We start from the raw sequence: 1,769 nt of genomic DNA on the forward strand, positions 1-1,769 counted from the left end.
ACCCCGAGGTGTCCACCCGGCCCGGCGCGACCAACGTCACGCCGACGCCGTCCCTGGTCACCAGCATCCTGGTGTTCTCGGCCAGCACCCGCACGGCCGCCTTGGTCGCGCCGTAGAGGCTCCCCGCCACGTTCTTGGTGCCCGCCACGCTCCCCATCAGCACGATCCGCCCCCGGCTGCGACGCAGCGCCGGCAGCGCGGCGTTCACCAGCAACGCCGGGCCCAACACGTTGGTCAACACCATCCCCCGCCACTCCTCGGGGTCCCCGCTCGCCACGGTGTCGTGTGTGGCGTACCCGGCGTTGGCCACCACGTGGTCGAGCCGGCCGAAGGCGTGCTCCGTCATCTTCACCGCCTCCGCCACCGCCTCGTGGTCCGTGGCGTCCCCGGGCAGCGTCAACAGCCGGTCCTCCGCCCCCGTCGCCTCCGCCAGCCGCCCGAGCCGCTCCGCGCTCCGGCCGGTGGCGGTGACCCGGTACCCCCGGTCCAGCAACCGCCCCACGATCGCCGCGCCTATCCCACTCGCCCCGCCCGTGACGAGCGCCACCGGCCCCGCGTCCTCACCCATCGCTGTCCCTTCTCCTACCCTCGGCACCATGACGCAGCCCATCTGGTCCCAGGTCGACGACTACTTCAACGACCTTCTCGTCCCGGCCGATCCGGCCCTCGACGGCGCCCTGGCAGCCAGCGACGCCGCCGGCCTGCCGAACATCAACGTAGCCCCCAACCAGGGCAGGTTCCTCCATCTGTTGGCCCGGATCCACGGCGCGCGGAGCATCCTGGAGATCGGCACCCTCGGCGGCTACAGCACCATCTGGCTGGCCCGCGCCCTCCCCGCCGACGGCCGCCTGACCACCCTGGAGGCCGACCCGCGCCACGCCGAGGTCGCCCGCGCCAACCTGGAGCGCGCCGGCGTCGCCGACCGCGTCGACGTCCGCGTCGGCCCGGCCCTGGACACGCTCCCCTCGCTGGCCTCCCTCGCCCCCTTCGACCTCTTCTTCATCGACGCCGACAAGGTGAACAACCCCAACTACCTGGACTGGGCCGTCCGATACTCCCGACCGGGCTCCGTCATCGTCTTCGACAACGTGGTGCGCGGCGGCGGCGTCCTGGACGCCGACACCACCGACCCCACCATCGTGGGCACCCGCCGCCTCGCCGAACTCCTCGGCTCCCACCCGCGCCTGGACGCCACCGCGCTCCAGACGGTCGGCCACAAGGGCTACGACGGACTCGCGATCGCCGTCGTCACCGGCGTCTGACGCCCCCGCCCGGCGGCCGTGCCGAACATCACCGCGCATTCCCGCCCCCAACCGGGGCCGCTACCCCTAACGTTGGACTCCGCACGCGAACGGGAGGCCCGGTGAACCGAACAGCTCGCGGCTCGGCCGCCGCCCCACCGACGAGGTCCCCCTACCGCCTCGACGCGGACGAGGGCCCCCAGACCATCGCCGAACTCAAGGCGGCCCTCGCCCCCTGGCCCCAGGAACTCCTCTCCTTCACGGCCCGCCTCGACGCGGCCGGCTTCGACGAGATCCCCGGCATCATCGCCGCCTACCGCATCGCCTGGCTCACCCGCGTCCACCCCGACCTCCAGGAGGCCGGCCAGGCCAGCGAGGACGAGGCGGCCGACACCATCAGCTGGGACGAACTCATCGCCGACTACACCCCGGACAGCCTGGAAACCAGGCGCCGGTGACCTACAAGGTCGAGGTCATGGCCGACGCCCGCCGCGGCATGGCCTCCCTCACCCCTGTCTCTTATACACA

The 1,769-nt window shown here is 72.8% G+C and carries 3 protein-coding genes; 2 read left to right on the forward strand and 1 reads right to left on the reverse strand.

Features of this window, described 5'->3' with window-relative positions; all coding sequences use genetic code 11:
- Positions 1–568 (reverse strand): SDR family oxidoreductase (locus E1283_RS35860; RefSeq protein ID WP_132822342.1); only part of this gene is annotated, 568 nt, incomplete at its 3' end.
- Between the two features lie 28 nt (positions 569–596).
- Here E1283_RS35860 and E1283_RS35865 point away from each other — a divergent pair.
- A complete protein-coding gene (locus tag E1283_RS35865; RefSeq protein ID WP_132822343.1) occupies positions 597–1,262 on the forward strand; it encodes an O-methyltransferase in 666 nt (221 codons plus the stop codon).
- Between the two features lie 101 nt (positions 1,263–1,363).
- Entirely contained in the window at positions 1,364–1,699 is a 336-nt protein-coding gene (locus E1283_RS35870; RefSeq protein ID WP_132822344.1) for a hypothetical protein, read from the forward strand.
- The last annotated feature ends 70 nt before the right edge of the window (positions 1,700–1,769 follow it).

The organism is Streptomyces hainanensis, from assembly GCF_004348415.1.
Taxonomy (GTDB): Bacteria; Actinomycetota; Actinomycetes; order Streptomycetales; family Streptomycetaceae; genus Streptomyces; species Streptomyces hainanensis.

Bases quoted from the DNA above. Each gene is read 5' to 3' on its own strand.
- E1283_RS35865 (WP_132822343.1), top strand. From the start codon at position 597: ATGACGCAGCCCATCTGGTCCCAGGTCGACGACTACTTCAACGACCTT.